Origin of the sequence: Shewanella piezotolerans WP3 (assembly GCF_000014885.1) — a bacterium.
Lineage (GTDB): Bacteria > Pseudomonadota > Gammaproteobacteria > Enterobacterales > Shewanellaceae > Shewanella > Shewanella piezotolerans.
On record NC_011566.1, the window covers coordinates 337,724 to 352,728 of the forward strand.

Sequence of the window (15,005 nt, forward strand, 5' to 3'; positions counted from 1 at the left end):
ATGGAAGTTGTGCATGGTCACATAGGGGCCTCTTCTTTTGAGAGTAAGTTGATGGATGAGCAGTATTTTACTAGCGAAGATGTACTGGCTTATCGTCATGTCAGCCGCTTAATGAATCACTATCAGTGGCGTAAGCCTATTACCCAAGAGATGATGCAAGGCTTGAGTAAAAGAATTTGTGCCTTCCTAGATAAAGGCTCAGGAAAAATTCGAAGTTGTGATACCTGTTTAGCGATTGGAAAACTGAATGATTGTCGTCAGTCTGCGGTATGAGTAAGAATAAGCTGGTCGAGCCATCAATTTCAATAAAATTTGGCGATAGTTGAATTGCATTTTTGGACTGAAATTATTGATGCTAGCCCGCGTTTCACTTGACTTTTTTGTGACCACTGCATAGGCTGCTCAGTCAGTATTCAAGGTGGTATGCAATGCAAATAAACTATAATTTAAAACCTGCGTCAGAGCGCCGTACAGAGCAGTTCAAACCGACCACAAATGTTGGCTTTGGTAACCTCAGAACTGACCATATGTTTTTAATGGATTACCGTGATGGGCAGTGGTGTGATCCTAGAGTGGTACCTTATGGTCCATTTGAAGTGGCACCGGGTGCAATTGCGTTGCATTACGGTCAATCAGTGTTTGAAGGTGCTAAAGCCTTTCAGCATGAAGATGGCGAAATTTATACCTTCCGAATTGATAAAAATGCCGAGCGTTTAAACCGCTCTGCAGACATTATCTGTATTCCAGCAATACCTGAAGCATTGCAAATTGAAGCTATAAACGCACTGATTGATGTTGACCGTTTATGGTTCCCGATGCAGGAAGATGCCTGCCTTTATATTCGTCCATTTGTATTTGCTACTGAAGATCGATTATCGGTGAGCCCAAGTGAACAATACACTTTTTGTGTGATGCTCAGTCCAAGTGGCCCTTATTATACTGATGGTTTCGATAAAGCGATTCGTCTGCTGATCAGTGAGCGCTTCCACCGCGCAGTATCGGGTGGCACTGGCGCATCAAAAGCAGCGGGTAACTATGCCGCCTCACTTAAGGCGGGTAAAGCCGCGGCAGAGTATGGCGCAGCGCAAGTACTGTATTTAGATGCTAACAACAAGCAGATTGAGGAAGTGGGTGCGATGAACCACTTTCATGTGCTTAAAGACGGCAGCATTATCATCCCTAAGTTTACTGACACCATTTTGAAGTCGATTACCTCGCAATCCATTCTCGATTTAGGTCAGATTCTAGGCTGTGAAGTTCGCCAAGAAACAGTGATGTTAGACAAATTTATTGCTGATATAGAATCTGGCGAAATTATCGAAGCGGGTGGCTTTGGTACTGCAGCAGTGGTATCGCCAGTAGGCTCATATATCTTTGAAGATAATCGTGTGGTTACGGTCGGTGATGGCAATGTTGGCGAGCATACCAAGCGCATTTATAAAGTCTTGACTGAAATCCAAAAAGGCCATATTGCTGGGCCTGATGGTTGGGTTAAATTGGTAGAACGTCGAGTTTAGTCCCTCCTTTTCGATATGAAAAAGCTCCTTAAAGGAGCTTTTTTTATGGTTTCCATAACACTATTTCAGCCAATATTATAATCGAAAGCTGGTATTTACCTGCACCGCTTGCAGCGCGCTATTTTGTGCCGTAGGGTAAAACTCATGGCTGGATATATCAGCTAAAGCTGCTTGCTCTAACAGTTCGCCAGTGACGCTGTTGATAATTTCTAACTGAGTCAGTTGACCATGACTGTCAACGATAAATGATGCTTTATAATGAGTGGTATTTTCTTTTGAATCACTGTGAAATTCTGCTGGTAGAGCCTTACGCCAATCAATGAGCTTATCTTTTGCCACCCAATACTGAGCGAAACTCGCGCTATCTAACGGCAGTACGTGCTGGTTTTTATACTGGGAGGGGCTGGTACTGCATGCAGTTAAAGAAAAGAATACCAATAAAGAGGCCACAAAAGCATTGTTAGTCTTTAGTCTGTCGAAAGACATAATTAGTACTCCAAATATACGTTTGTTGTTTATATGTTAATGGTTGACCAATATATAATCCTAAAGTATTAGTGTCTAGTCATTGAATACACAAAATAAGAGTAATGAGATAACGATCAAGCTTAAGCACAATCACTGGCTATTTTTTAGTATTTAATACCAATCAGTAAAAAGATTTGATCGCTCAGCGAGAATTTAGCGGCTTTGAAGTCAGGTCATTAAATGCTCCTCGGTAACTGCTCCTGTGTGACTCTCGATAATTGCTCCTGCATTATTCTAGCTTCGAGCATCCTTACCCTCGTACCTCCTATATCTGACCTCCAAGGAGGGAGTGAGGGAATGCCTTAAGCATGTCCGGAATATGCTTGGCCATGTAGTTAGCAATGAATGAGAGTGTTATTGGCTTCCAATTTCTGCGTTGAATAAACTCATAAGGGAATAACCATTGTGTCATTGCTCACTTTGAATTAGCCTGCCTGGAATGAGATCGCCAGAAACACTCTGAGTAGATCAACTTCTTATACCGATTGGTGTAAGTTATTGATAATGACTACTAATATTGTCTGTGGTGGGTGTTGGATTAATTGCTGATGACAGCGAGTAAAGGTTTGTAAAGCAGTTTAAGCGGCGGGGTAATGATAAAAACGAGGCTGGAGTTGAGAGCTGAGTTAAAAAAGCGCACTGTATTGAGTGCGCCTTGAATGGGCATACATAACCTAGCTGTTAGTTAGCGGTTTCTATCTCTTTTACCGGCTCCGTTGGCGCACCATGTTTTATCATCAACTGATGGATCTCTTCATCCTTTTCTAGCCAAAGTTGATTCAACCAACGCTGGAACTCAACACGGTAACTCGACTCTGAAAAATAACGTTTATTGTCCACTTCTGGTACTGGCAGCACCTTCACCCGTACTACAATCTTCTTCAAGCGGCCATGCATCACTTCGTACAAAGCATCTTTTTTAAAGACTTCAGGATAGAGCACCGTTACGTTCAGCACATTGGTAAACTGTTCGCCCATTGCTGATAACGCAAAGGCGATACCACCTGCTTTAGGGCGTAGCAAGTAGCGGTAAGGTGAATCTTGACGTCGATGTTTCTCTTCAGTAAATCGGCTGCCTTCAACATAGTTAATGATTGATGTCGGCATAAAGCGGAATTTCTCACAGGCTTTGCGGGTGCTTTCTAAGTCCTTACCTTTAAGCTTAGGGTTTTTCTTTAATTTAGCCGGGCTGGTGCGGCTCATAAACGGCATATCAAGTGCCCAGCAACCTAAACCAAGAAAAGGGACGTACATCAGCTCGCGCTTTAAAAAGAACTTAAGCATCGGGATATGATTACGCAATACATAGGTTTGCGCAGCGATGTCAAAACCACTCAAATGATTGCTTATCAGTAGATACCAGCTTTTTTTATCAAGATTTTCTAAGCCTTCGATATCCCATTCGATATCCGCAAGTAAATGCAAGATACCGCCATTACAGGTCGCCCAAGCCCACATAAAACGATTCATCAAATGGGTTAATGCGTTGCGACCCGCAGTAAAAGGCACTACAAGTTTAATGATCCCACCAATAGAGATAAGCGAGGCCCATAAAACCGTGTTGATGATTAATAAAGTGGTGCTCATAAAATATAACAGTGAGCCGGGTAAAAAATTCAACATTGTGCTTAAGCCTCTTTGCTGCTTGTATCTGCTTGTGCTAACTGGGTAAGCACCTGGTCTTTTTGTTGCCACATTTGATTTAATTGATTCTGAAATTCAATTTTAAATTCACGATCTTTTATGTAATCGCCACGCAGTGATTCGCCAATTTCACTGACCTCTATATGCACTTTAATGTCATCAACTTGACCACTAATAAACTCCCAGTAAGTTGGCACTTTTCCAGGGTAGTAGATAGACACATTAACGAGCTTATGAATATGATCGCCCATTGCCGACAACGCAAAAGCCATACCGCCAGCCTTAGGTTTAAGCAGGTGAGTAAAAGGCGAGTTTTGCTTCTTATGCTTCCCAGGGTGGAAACGTGTGCCCTCGACAAAGTTCATTACACTGACAGGCTTATGCTTAAATTTGGCGCATGCTTTACGGGTGATCTCAATGTCTTTGCCACGCAGTTTAGGGTTTTTACGCAGTTGGGCATTGCTATAGCGACGCATAAAAGGAAAGTCGAGCGCCCACCAAGCCAGCCCTAAAACGGGCACAAAAATCAGTTGCTGTTTTAAGAAGAACTTCAGAAATGGAATCTTTCCATTTAACACTCGTTGTAAAATTAGAATATCGACCCAAGACTGATGATTGGCTATTACCATGTACCACTCTTTGGTTGATAGTTGTGCAGCACCTTGTACATCAATGGTCACTCGATGAAAAATATCTTCAATAACACCGTTACAGCGGATCCAAGAACTGGCACAAAAATCAAGAAAATAGGTGCAAGCTGTACGCGTGAGGTTGAGTGGGATTAGCTTAAAAATACTAACGACTAAAATGGGAGTAACCCAAAAAATAGTATTAATAAAGTAACAGAAGAACGCTAAACTTCCCCGAATGCGTGACACTATCGCGCCCATTAACAACCCCAAGATAAAAAACGGAGACCTATAGTACTCGTTGTCGGAGTTTGTCTCAATCTAGATGTTAATTTTTGCCGATAAAAGCAGCGAACAATGTGTTCTATTCACCAAGCTTAATACTGTTTCAAGCTGGCTAGGAGCCGATCGACGGCGCGGTAACCTAGCGCCTGGGCTATATGAGCACGTGATACATCTTGTTGCTGTTGTAGATCGGCAATGGTGCGAGCTACACGTTGCAGTCTATGGTAACTGCGAACCGACAAACCGAGTTTATTGACACTTTCCTCTAGAAATAGCAGATCATCACTGCTGAACCTTGCATCCTGCTTAAGCTGCTTACCACTTAATTCAGCGTTTAGTACGCCGGAGCGTGCGAGTTGCACCTCTCTAGCTACATGTACGCGTTGGGCGATAACAGCACTAGTTTCAGCCTGCATATCACTGCTATTTAAAGCGCCGAGTGGCAGTTTAGGCACGTCAATGGTTAAATCAAAACGGTCTAAAAATGGCCCCGAAAGCTTAGATAAATATCGCAGGATCTGTTCATTGCTGGCTCTGGCGTTATCGGCGTCACCACATGGACTCGGGTTCATCGCTGCGACTAATTGAAAGCGGCATAAAAAATTCAGCTTAGCGGCCGCACGGGAGATGCTCACTTCACCGGTTTCCATCGGTTCACGTAAGCAATCAAGTACTTTGCGTGGAAACTCTGCCACCTCATCGAGAAACAACACACCGCGATGGGCAAGGGATATCTCCCCAGGCTTTGGTATCGCGCCGCCACCCACCAATGATATTGCCGAGCTAGTATGGTGTGGGCTTCTAAAAGGACGTTGATAGAAGTGTTGCGGTAACATGTTCTGCCCTGCAACAGAGTGAATCGAAGCCACCTCAAGCGCTTCGGTGTAATCCAGTGGCGGTAGCAGTTGCATCATACGTGTGGCCAGCATGGTTTTTCCTGTGCCAGGCGGTCCGAGCATCATCAGGTTATGTCCGCCGGCGGCTGCAATTTCTAGTGCCATCTTTGCATGTTGCTGGCCAACCACTTCGCTAAGGCAGTGAGTATTAGCATCATTATTTGAATTCGGTGTTATCCACTCCAAACCAGGGTCAATACCTGGCAGCTCTGACTGTCCCTGCAGATAGGCTGCTAAAGATTGTAAGTGGGTGGCAAACAGTACTCGCTGATAGCCGACCAATTCAGCATCGGCGCGGTTATCAATGGGCAGCACTAAAAGGCTATTGACGTGGCTTGCCGCAACAATAACCGGCAATATGCCTTGGCAGCCACGCACATGGCCTGAAAGTGCTAACTCGCCGACAAACTCATGCTGCTCAATCGATTGTGGCGGGATCTGTTTGGAAGCGGCAAGAATGCCAATGGCGATGGGCAGATCGTAACGACCACCCTGTTTCGGCAGATCGGCGGGAGCAAGGTTAACGGTAATTCTGCGCATCGGGAACTCGAAGCCTGCGTTTATTAAAGCGCTGCGAACCCGCTCTTTGGCTTCCTTGACTGAAGCCTCGGGCAGCCCTACCAACGAGAAAGCGGGTAAGCCATTGCTTAGATGGACTTCAACGGTAACCGCTGGGGCGTCGACGCCGCTACTTGCACGGGTGGCAACACAGGCGAGGGCCATAAACAAATCCTTTTGTTTTATGAGTTGGAGTTGGTTTGCTCAAGCATAGCCAAAGTTTTGAATTTTGGTGGTTTTTGGGTTGGGTTTGGTTGTGATTTCATACTTTGGGTTTGCTTTTGGGCTGCGCCTGACTAACGTCGTGGGATTCCATCCCACACCCGGGCTGAGATAATCAAACTCCGTTTGATAAAGGTCGTGGTGCTTCGCCCACACCTGAGCCAAGGGGTAAAGCGCTTGTCCCCCGCTCTTGATTTCATAAGAGTCTATCCCTCAGCGCCCCGGCGAAATTTAAAAAGCTAAATTTCCAACGGGGGAGATTGGTGTCTTTGCGTAGGGTACTTAGGTTTATGGCTGGTGTTTAATGTAGGCGTTGTGAAAGAGGAGGAGCTACGGAGCAGAAAGTTAACACTGACCCCACAGACCCAATGTCTTGAAGTGCATGGATGCATGAGAAAAATCGTGTGGGCATTACGGCCTTAAATTTGTAAAGAGTCTGCAACGCACTTCGGCAACTTCGATGGGGATTGGTGTTTCACGTAGAGTTTTGAATTGGGAATAAGTCGGTGTTTAATTTTTGGGGATATATAAGGGCGCTAGATTTGAAAGTTTACTAAGACGGTGCCGCTTTTTATACCCAGTGTAGATGCGGTTGAGGCCTTCGGTTTCAGGGACGAAACCGCAGAGCGGCCATGGATGGCGTAAAGCGTGCCTCAGCAGTATCTGCACATGCGCTGGCCGCAGGCCATTGGAACCACGGTTGCTTGATGGTCTCAAATTGGAAAAAATACTACATAAACCGCGCTTGATCATTTCACTGCTGTAGCCATATAGGCACTGCCGCTAATTAAAAAACTGCCACCTACATAACCTAAGTATTTCTCAGATTTTTGATGTTGAAAAAATCGACTTGCGCTTGCTGCGACTAGGGCATAGCCCGCTAAAATAACAGCGACTACTACTGAGGATGTCACAATCAGTATTGCGAACTGTAAAACTTGATCACTCCCAGGCGTCATAAATTGTGGGAGGAATGCCATATAGAATGCGATGGCTTTGGGGTTGAGTGAGGAGGCAATAAAGCCGGCTTTCATACTGTCTATATTTTGAGCTTGGTCATCTGTGGGGTTGTTGTTAGCAGTGTATGCCCTTGCATCTTTTATCTGGCAATAGCCAAGGTAAGCCATATACCCCACACCTAACCATTTAAAAATCATAAAGAGTGTGGCGGAGGTTGCTAAGATAGCACCAACACCAACTAAAGATAGCACCATTAGTATTATTCCGCCGATAACATCTCCCAGTATGCACATCAAAGCGGCTCTTATTCCCTTGGTTAACGACTGACTAATTACCAGTAACACGCAAGGGCCGGGGATAAGTGTGAGCACGGCGCAGGCGATGACAAAAGATAACCAAACTTCAATGGACATAAATATTCTCTGTAAGGTGAATTATTTTTTTATAGCAATAAAGCACGGCAAAAGTTGCGATTAAAAATTCGGAGATTACCGCCGTTATGGTGTTTGGGCTACGCTAGCATCACAGTCTCTGTGCTGTAAACGTGTTAATTTTCACGTTAAAAGTTCATACAGTTAGCTGCACAACTGTAGTAAAACAGGGGCTGAGGAAGTTTAATAAACGATCATTCTGATGCCGGGCGGTGCCGCTTTTTATACCCGGTGTAGATGCGGTTGAGGCCTTCGGTTTCAGGGACGAAACCGCAGAGCGGCCATGGATGGCGTACAGCGTGCCTCAGCAGTATCTGCACATGCGCTGGCCGCAGGCCATTGGAACCACTGTTGCTTGATGATTACTTATAGCTAAAAAGATAGCGAGACAACATGAACATCGGTGAGTTTGCATGGCTGAAATTGCAGCGAGTCTCAGACATATTGGCACATGCGCTGGCCGCAGGCCATTGGAACCACAGATTTTAACTATCAAACTCCGTTTGACCAAAGTCGTGGGATTCCATCCCACACCCGGTCAAAAGGGGATCAACTGCAATCCCCTCTTGCCTAATTCTTACAAAAGAAGTCCCGTGCCGCCCCGACGAAGTTACATGTGTTGAGTACAGGCCTCGTACTTATTCGAAATTGCCTAACGCTTCCGATGGGACATCTGATGTAAATGGATTTACGAATGCCGTGATGGCATGGTCAATGATGTTCCCGACATCATATAGACATTTGCCATATCCATATGGGTCAGATGTCAAAGAACGACCTGTCCCGCGAAAGCTATGCCCAACTCTGATAGGCTGGATGCCTGAATGCATGAGAAAGACCGTGTGGGCATTACGGCCTTAAATTTGTAAAGAGTCTGCAACGCACTTCGGCAACTTCGATGGGGAATGGGTGTTTCACGTAGAGTTTTGAATTAGGAATAAGTCGGTGTTTAATTTTTGGGGATATATAAGGGGCGCTAGATTTGAAAGTTTACTCTTGTTCCCAGTTGTTTGCTTCGCCCACATTTGTACAGTATCAGACTGCGTCTGATTAAGGTCGTGGAACTCCATCCCACACCCGGCCAAAAGGGGATCAACAGCAATCCCCTCTTGGATCACCCGTGCCGCCCCGACGAAGTTGACCTCCTCGTACTTATTCGAAATAGCCTAACGCTTCCGATGGGACATCCTGTCCCGCGAAAGCTATGCCCACGTCCGTGTGGGCATTACGGCTATTTCTTCAACGCACTTCGGCAACTTCGATGGGGAATGGGTGTTTCACGTAGAGTTTTGAGTTGGGAATCATTCGGTGTTTAATTTGGGGGATACAGAAGGGGCGCTGGAATTGAAAGTTTACTCTGAATCCCAATTGTTCTTGACCCCAATTGTTTATTCTAAATCAGTTCTTGTTTCGCACATGCAACATAAGCATATTGCTTTAGGTGTTCAGGTAGTTTCACTGGTGCATTGTGTCTCATTATGCTCATTCCAATTCCCCCTATTACCGATGCACCTTTTAGTGCTAATCCACAATTATTATCAACACCTAATTCTGTAAGTATTCCAGAAGTGAATCCTACTGCCCCTTCTATGGTTAGGACATCTACTGAACATCGAAGTAACGATGGATACTTAGCTTCATCAATGACCCTATTTAGTTCCGCAATGTCATTTTCTATTTTTCTCTGCTTCCGTTGAAGTGTGTCTACACTGCTCGGTGACATGACAATAAAATCTTTGAGGTCATCCATGCTATCTCTAAATTCAAGTAACATGTCTTGGCGTTTCTTTTTAAACTCGAGTATTTCTGGGAGGGGAACCTCTGGGGTAAAGACTTTTAATGCATCGACTAGGTGAAAACACAAAGCTTCGTGCTTAGTTTTTTTATCTGTACTCAACCCTAGGGTTGTTATGCTAGAAGCAAGACTCCAATCGGTGCTTCCGTTGGTTGTAAGCTCCGTAAATGCCCGATCTTCTAAAGACCGCCAAAATGAAGCGCCTGCATTTGTAGGTCCGTCAACATTAACTCTTAGATACTTAGCTACTCCTGAGTTGATTAAGTATTCAAAGCTATCTCCCATGCCGAAGTGAAATATGTTGCTTTGTGGACATACTAAATGATCCCAGAATAGTAGGTATTGTCTTAAGTTTTGTTCGTCTACTCCCCCATTCATTGTGAAGCCTGAGGCGTTTGCAGCTATATTTTGAGTGATCATCAAACCACGGTGGCTCATAGAATACAGCCTTTTAAATAATAGAGTTTGTTACAATGAATATCTCATTTAACGATCTAATTTTCTAGAGTATTTATCTGAAAATATAACAATTTTACATTTGTACTAATCAGACACTCTACTGCTAGAAGGATACCGCTTTTATACCCCGTGTAGATGCGGTTGAGGCCTTCGATTTCAGGGACGAAACCGCAGAGCGGCCATGGACGGCGTACAGCGTGCCTCAGCAGTATCTGCACATGCGCTGGCCGCAGGTCATTGGAACCACTGCTGCTTGATGATTACTTATAGCTAAAAAGATAGCGAGACAACATGAACATCGGTGAGTTTACATGGCTGAAATTGCAGCGAGTCTCAGACATATTGGCACATGTGCTGGTCGCAGACCATTGGAACCACCTTTGTTAAGTAATCCCAATAGCCCAATTGAATCCCCCACAAACCCTACAAAACATACTAAGCAATAGCGGCAGCGATACTTAACGATTCAACTGTTGCTCTACTGCAACAGCCAACGCCACACTTGCACCAACCATAGGGTTATTGCCCATGCCGATAAAGCCCATCATTGCCACATGGGCGGGGACTGATGAACTGCCTGCAAACTGTGCGTCGGCGTGCATTCTGCCCATAGTGTCGGTCATGCCATATGAGGCGGGGCCAGCTGCGACATTATCTGGGTGTAGTGTACGGCCTGTACCGCCGCCAGATGCAACAGAGAAATAGGGTTTCGCTTGGTTAATGCGCTCCGATTTATAGATCCCAGCGACAGGATGCTGAAAGCGAGTTGGGTTGGTGGAGTTACCGGTAATGCTCACATCAACATCAGCGTAATGCATGATAGCCACACCCTCTCGAACGTCATCGGCGCCAAAGCATAAGATCTCCCCTCGTTGGCTGTCGGAAAAACGCTTGCGACTCACTTCATGCAGCTGACCTGTTTGGTAGTCGAACTGGGTGCGCACATAGGTAAAGCCGTTAATACGGGAGATTAGATAGGCGGCATCTTTACCTAAACCGTTAAGAATGACTTTTAGCGGTGATTGACGAGACTTATTGGCGTTAAGGGCGATTTTTATCGCGCCTTCGGCGGCGGCAAAGGATTCATGTCCAGCTAAAAAGCAGAAACATTGAGTCTGTTCGCTCAGCAACCTTGCAGCCAGTGCGCCATGACCTAAGCCTACTTGACGCTGGGCGGCGACACTACCGGTCTTACAAAATGCCTGTAGTGCCTCACCAATATTACTGGCAGCGAGTGTGGCTGAATTATCCTTGGTCGCCAAGGCTCTATGCAGTGCTAACGCTGTGCCTAAGGTGTAAGCATCACAGGCATTATCAAAGGCAATTGGTTGGGTCTCGAGTACCATTTTTGGTGCATCAATATGATGTTGTAGACAAAACTCATTAGCCTCAGCAATAGAGCCCAGCTTCATCTCAGTCAGTAAGGTTTCGATTTGAGTGTTCATGGCTAGCTCCTCTATTAGGCTTGACGTGGGTTGACAGTGGTTACGGCATCGTTAAAACGACCATAAGTGCCGGTGGCTTCGGTTGCGGCAGTATCGGGTGCACGACCTTCATTCATTAGTGCCATCATCTTGCCTAAGTTGAGGTAGCGATAACCAATAACCTCACCGTCGCCGTCAAGGGCTAACTGGGTGACATAGCCTTCTGCCAATTCCATATAGCGCACGCCTTTGGCGTTAGTGGAGTAGCTCGTGCCGACTTGGCTGCGTTGGGTTTTGCCTAAATCTTCAAGGGCTGCACCTATTTCGAGTCCGTCTTCTGAAAACGCGGATTGAGTGCGGCCATAAACAAACTGCAGGAATATCTCCCGCATCGCCACGTTAATGGCGTCGCACACTAAGTCGGTGTTGAGTGCTTCGAGTATGGTTTTACCAGTGATTATCTCGGCGGCCATTGCCGCTGAATGAGTCATACCTGAACAGCCAATGGTTTCGATAAGCGCTTCTTCGATGATCCCCTGCTTGACGTTTAAAGTCAGTTTGGCGGCGCCTTGTTGCGGTGCGCAGGCACCTACGCCATGGCTCAAGCCTGAAATGGCAATGACATCTTTGGGATTGAGCATACGTCCTTCAATAGGAATGGGGGCTGACGGATGCAAGTCGCCCCGCTGAATAGGGCACATAGACTGAATTTCTGAAGAGTATTGCATGGTGTTTTCCTAAATAAATGCTAGGAAAACAAGAAAGCGGAGATAGTGACTGATTGGGCATGTCCCACAGAAATACGCTGACAACACTTGTTGTCATCTCAGGCTAACCTGTTTTCGATTCTGTAGGAGTCATCAGCCAAAATTGGCGGTTAAGTCGGTGGAACCCCATCACCTGCAAAGTTGACTAATCAACCTTTCACTAAAGTATAGGTCAGCACTTTTCAGTAAAAGTTGATCATGATCTCATTTTGAGAATTATTGAATACAGGGCCTCAACGTAGTCGTTCATCAATAGGCTCGCCGACGGCAGTTCTTGCGAACATCTCTTTAAAATAGCGTTGCAAAGGGAGTTATTCGGCTGTTATAGCCCGCTTTTATATATTATTTTCTACGATATTTAGAAATTTTATTTTGACTCCGTTTGATAGATTTAACACTGTTCGATGGCTGCGCTATGTGTATTATTTGTCGCTTGCTTACAATCGCTTACCTGGGAATTACACTTGGTTACAGTGATGGGTATAGCTCAGTGATAGCCTAATGTGGTCATCCATTATGAGCTGTTATTGCGGAATGAAGAGCCCAGAAAAACATACTAATTCTCAGTCTATTTTTCAGTATAAGTTGAGCGTAAATCAGCTTGTCTGCATCACCTCACTATATTTTACCTTAGTCTTTAATTCTCCATTCTTAAAAGAGGTTAGAGCTGTTGTAACCGCGCTGCCTGAATATAGTCTTGGGTTTCTATATAGCATTCCGCTGCTAGTCTTCTGTCTATGTGTTCTGCTATTCAATTTTCTGAGTCTTGGCGGTAATCGATATCTAGTGAAGCCAGTGCTTATTGGCATATTACTGATCTCGTCATTAGTGTTTTATAGCAAGCTTACTTTTGGTGTCGTGTTTGACTACGGCATGGTGCAGAACTCAATGCAGAGCCACAGTTCTGAAGCAACGACGTATTTGAATCAATACTCGGTGCTATTTTTCTTATTGAGTGGTGTATTACCAGCAATCTTGATTGCTCGCTGTGATATCCGCTACTTGTCGATGGGACGAAATATTTCTCAAAGCATAAAGCTGAGTGTCATCTGTATTGTCACTATCGTGCTAATTGCTTACCTGTATTACCCTAATTACGCCTCAGTCGGTCGAAATAACAAACATCTACAGAAGTCATCAATACCCTTTCAGTACCTTGTCGCAACAGGAAAATATGTGCGCGATAATTACTTTTCGACGCCACTAGAGTTCAAGGTGTTAGATAGTCAACCTAAGCTGCATATACAACCAAATGAAGCTAGGCGGGTGGTTGTTATGCTGGTGGGAGAAACGGCAAGGGCCGATCACTTTGCGCTAAATGGTTATCCGAAACAGACTAATCCCTATACCCAAGGGCAAGCGATAACGTCATTTAAGAATGTGTATTCCTGTGGAACGGCAACGGCAGTCTCTATCCCTTGTATGTTTTCAGCACTAAGTCGAGCAGATTACGAGCATAATAGAGCCAACTCACAACAGAATTTACTCGATTTAGTCTCACTCGCGGGCGTTGATGTGTTGTGGGTCGACAATAATGGTTGCAAGGGAGTGTGTGAACGAGTGCCAACAGTAACCATTGACGTCAATTCAGGATCACCTTTATGTGATGGTGATTACTGTTTTGACGAAGCTTTGCTGGCACCGCTTGAGCACAAATTACAAAACTTAACTGCAAGCAGCACTTTGATCGTACTGCATATGATGGGCTCACACGGACCGACCTACTATAAACGTTACCCAGAGCAGAGACGTGTATTTGCTGATGACTGCCCCCGCAGTGATATTCAAAATTGCGATACAGCTGCGCTCATTAATACTTATGACAATACCATCGCTTATACTGACTGGGTGATCTCAAAAGTGATTGGCGAGCTTAATGAATTACCGCTTGGTACCGAATCAGCAATGTTATACGTTTCCGATCATGGTGAGTCACTAGGGGAAAATGGGGCGTATTTGCATGGTTTCCCTTACGCATTGGCTCCTGAGTCACAAAAGCACGTACCGCTATTAGCTTGGTTTACAAAACCAATGAAAGTCGATAGCAAGTGCTTAAAGCAAAGTGCCGATAATACCCACTTTAGCCACGATAATATTTTTCACAGCATGCTTGGAGTCCTACAAGTGAGTTCAAGCGTGTATCAAGCATCATTAGATATGTTTGCACGTTGCAAAAAACGCGTAAACACACGGTTGGCGACTGTAAATGCTGCCGGTTAGCCGTAAGCATGATGCTCCCTCAATGATTAGCAGTTCATGGCTAATCCCATCATTGAGCTGTGCTGAGCAGGCCATTAGTCATTGGAAGCGCCAATGCGCCTTTCTGCGCCGTGCTTGAGGGGGAATCAATTGAGTGGCACTCAATCACAGCTAAAACTGACATTGTTTCAACGTTTGGTAGCTGAAATCTTTATAGTAACTCTGAGCTGCACCTAATGCAGGATCAAACTCCCCAGCCCAAACGGAAATATCCTCATGGGTCGCCCACATGTTCATCATTGTCATCAAGTTTGATTCATTTGTTGTGGGGATATGCGGACTGTTGTTTGAATCGACTTGGTGGACCAATAGACCATCGACGTACCACTGTATTTTCCCTGATGACCAACGTATGCCGTAACGGTGAAAATCTAATGCTGCGTCAAATTGTAGTGGGATGAGCAAGGCGTTTTCGCCTGCTGCAGGCTCACCGTTACGCCAAAAATTTATCTGCATAAAGTTGGTATTGTCGCCTAAGAACTCGATATCTATCTCGTGGTGTAGGCCATTGCCGTTTGGGGCGATATCGTAGGGGCTGGCAAAGAGAAAAAAGCTACTGACAACCCCTGCACGAGCAGCGGGTTTCATACTTATTTCATAGCAACCATAGCCTCGGTACTCATGGCTACGT

The 15,005-nt window shown here is 45.1% G+C and carries 11 protein-coding genes, 1 pseudogene and 1 riboswitch; of the genes and pseudogenes, 3 read left to right on the forward strand and 9 right to left on the reverse strand.

The features are described 5' to 3' along the window. Entirely contained in the window at positions 1-273 is a 273-nt protein-coding gene (locus SWP_RS01540; protein ID WP_020910552.1) for a hypothetical protein, read from the forward strand. A 155-nt stretch (positions 274-428) separates the two neighbouring features. After that, positions 429-1,517, forward strand: a complete 1,089-nt coding sequence (locus tag SWP_RS01545; protein ID WP_020910553.1) for a branched-chain amino acid aminotransferase — start codon at positions 429-431, stop codon at positions 1,515-1,517. Positions 1,518-1,592: 75 nt separating this feature from the next. Here SWP_RS01545 and SWP_RS01550 read toward each other — a convergent pair whose 3' ends face one another. The 8 genes from SWP_RS01550 to SWP_RS01590 form a co-directional block, all read right to left on the reverse strand. Further along, positions 1,593-2,003, reverse strand: a complete 411-nt coding sequence (locus SWP_RS01550) for an energy transducer TonB (protein ID WP_020910554.1) — start codon at positions 2,001-2,003, stop codon at positions 1,593-1,595. 723 nt (positions 2,004-2,726) lie between these two features. After that, a complete protein-coding gene (locus SWP_RS01555) occupies positions 2,727-3,668 on the reverse strand; it encodes an acyltransferase (RefSeq protein ID WP_020910556.1) in 942 nt (313 codons plus the stop codon). Between the two features lie 5 nt (positions 3,669-3,673). Next, positions 3,674-4,579, reverse strand: coding sequence for an acyltransferase (locus tag SWP_RS01560; RefSeq protein WP_020910557.1), 906 nt, complete (start codon positions 4,577-4,579; stop codon positions 3,674-3,676). Between the two features lie 116 nt (positions 4,580-4,695). Next, entirely contained in the window at positions 4,696-6,222 is a 1,527-nt protein-coding gene (locus SWP_RS01565) for a YifB family Mg chelatase-like AAA ATPase (protein WP_020910558.1), read from the reverse strand. An 806-nt stretch (positions 6,223-7,028) separates the two neighbouring features. Then, positions 7,029-7,652 (reverse strand): LysE family translocator, encoded by a 624-nt coding sequence (locus SWP_RS01570; RefSeq protein ID WP_020910560.1) that lies wholly within the window; start codon positions 7,650-7,652, stop codon positions 7,029-7,031. A 1,411-nt stretch (positions 7,653-9,063) separates the two neighbouring features. Continuing rightward, the gene (locus tag SWP_RS01580) at positions 9,064-9,885 is read right to left on the reverse strand and encodes a DUF6236 family protein (RefSeq protein ID WP_020910563.1); all 822 of its coding nucleotides are present in this window, start codon (positions 9,883-9,885) and stop codon (positions 9,064-9,066) included. A gap of 497 nt (positions 9,886-10,382) precedes the next feature. Next, positions 10,383-11,369, reverse strand: a complete 987-nt coding sequence (locus SWP_RS01585; RefSeq protein ID WP_020910564.1) for a GGGtGRT protein — start codon at positions 11,367-11,369, stop codon at positions 10,383-10,385. A gap of 14 nt (positions 11,370-11,383) precedes the next feature. Further along, complete coding sequence (locus SWP_RS01590) at positions 11,384-12,076, reverse strand: iron-sulfur cluster assembly scaffold protein (RefSeq protein ID WP_020910565.1); 693 nt, start codon at positions 12,074-12,076, stop codon at positions 11,384-11,386. 116 nt (positions 12,077-12,192) lie between these two features. Continuing rightward, positions 12,193-12,258: riboswitch (Fluoride riboswitch) on the reverse strand. A gap of 391 nt (positions 12,259-12,649) precedes the next feature. Here SWP_RS01590 and SWP_RS01595 point away from each other — a divergent pair. Further along, positions 12,650-14,335, forward strand: coding sequence for a phosphoethanolamine transferase (locus SWP_RS01595; RefSeq protein WP_020910566.1), 1,686 nt, complete (start codon positions 12,650-12,652; stop codon positions 14,333-14,335). Between the two features lie 150 nt (positions 14,336-14,485). Here the strand turns inward: SWP_RS01595 and SWP_RS23145 are convergent. Next, positions 14,486-15,004: pseudogene (locus SWP_RS23145) on the reverse strand (family 16 glycosylhydrolase); the annotation flags it as partial. Position 15,005 lies beyond the last annotated feature (1 nt).

What these genes read in the sequence shown, in the direction of transcription:
- SWP_RS01540 (WP_020910552.1), top strand. Translation starts at nt 1, where the DNA reads ATGGAAGTTGTGCATGGTCACATAGGGGCCTCTTCTTTTGAGAGTAAG.
- SWP_RS01545 (WP_020910553.1), top strand. Translation starts at nt 429, where the DNA reads ATGCAAATAAACTATAATTTAAAACCTGCGTCAGAGCGCCGTACAGAG.
- SWP_RS01550 (WP_020910554.1), bottom strand. Translation starts at nt 2,003, where the DNA reads ATGTCTTTCGACAGACTAAAGACTAACAATGCTTTTGTGGCCTCTTTA.
- SWP_RS01555 (WP_020910556.1), bottom strand. Translation starts at nt 3,668, where the DNA reads ATGTTGAATTTTTTACCCGGCTCACTGTTATATTTTATGAGCACCACT.
- SWP_RS01560 (WP_020910557.1), bottom strand. Translation starts at nt 4,579, where the DNA reads ATGGGCGCGATAGTGTCACGCATTCGGGGAAGTTTAGCGTTCTTCTGT.
- SWP_RS01565 (WP_020910558.1), bottom strand. Translation starts at nt 6,222, where the DNA reads ATGGCCCTCGCCTGTGTTGCCACCCGTGCAAGTAGCGGCGTCGACGCC.
- SWP_RS01570 (WP_020910560.1), bottom strand. Translation starts at nt 7,652, where the DNA reads ATGTCCATTGAAGTTTGGTTATCTTTTGTCATCGCCTGCGCCGTGCTC.
- SWP_RS01580 (WP_020910563.1), bottom strand. Translation starts at nt 9,885, where the DNA reads ATGATCACTCAAAATATAGCTGCAAACGCCTCAGGCTTCACAATGAAT.
- SWP_RS01585 (WP_020910564.1), bottom strand. Translation starts at nt 11,369, where the DNA reads ATGAACACTCAAATCGAAACCTTACTGACTGAGATGAAGCTGGGCTCT.
- SWP_RS01590 (WP_020910565.1), bottom strand. Translation starts at nt 12,076, where the DNA reads ATGCAATACTCTTCAGAAATTCAGTCTATGTGCCCTATTCAGCGGGGC.
- SWP_RS01595 (WP_020910566.1), top strand. Translation starts at nt 12,650, where the DNA reads ATGAAGAGCCCAGAAAAACATACTAATTCTCAGTCTATTTTTCAGTAT.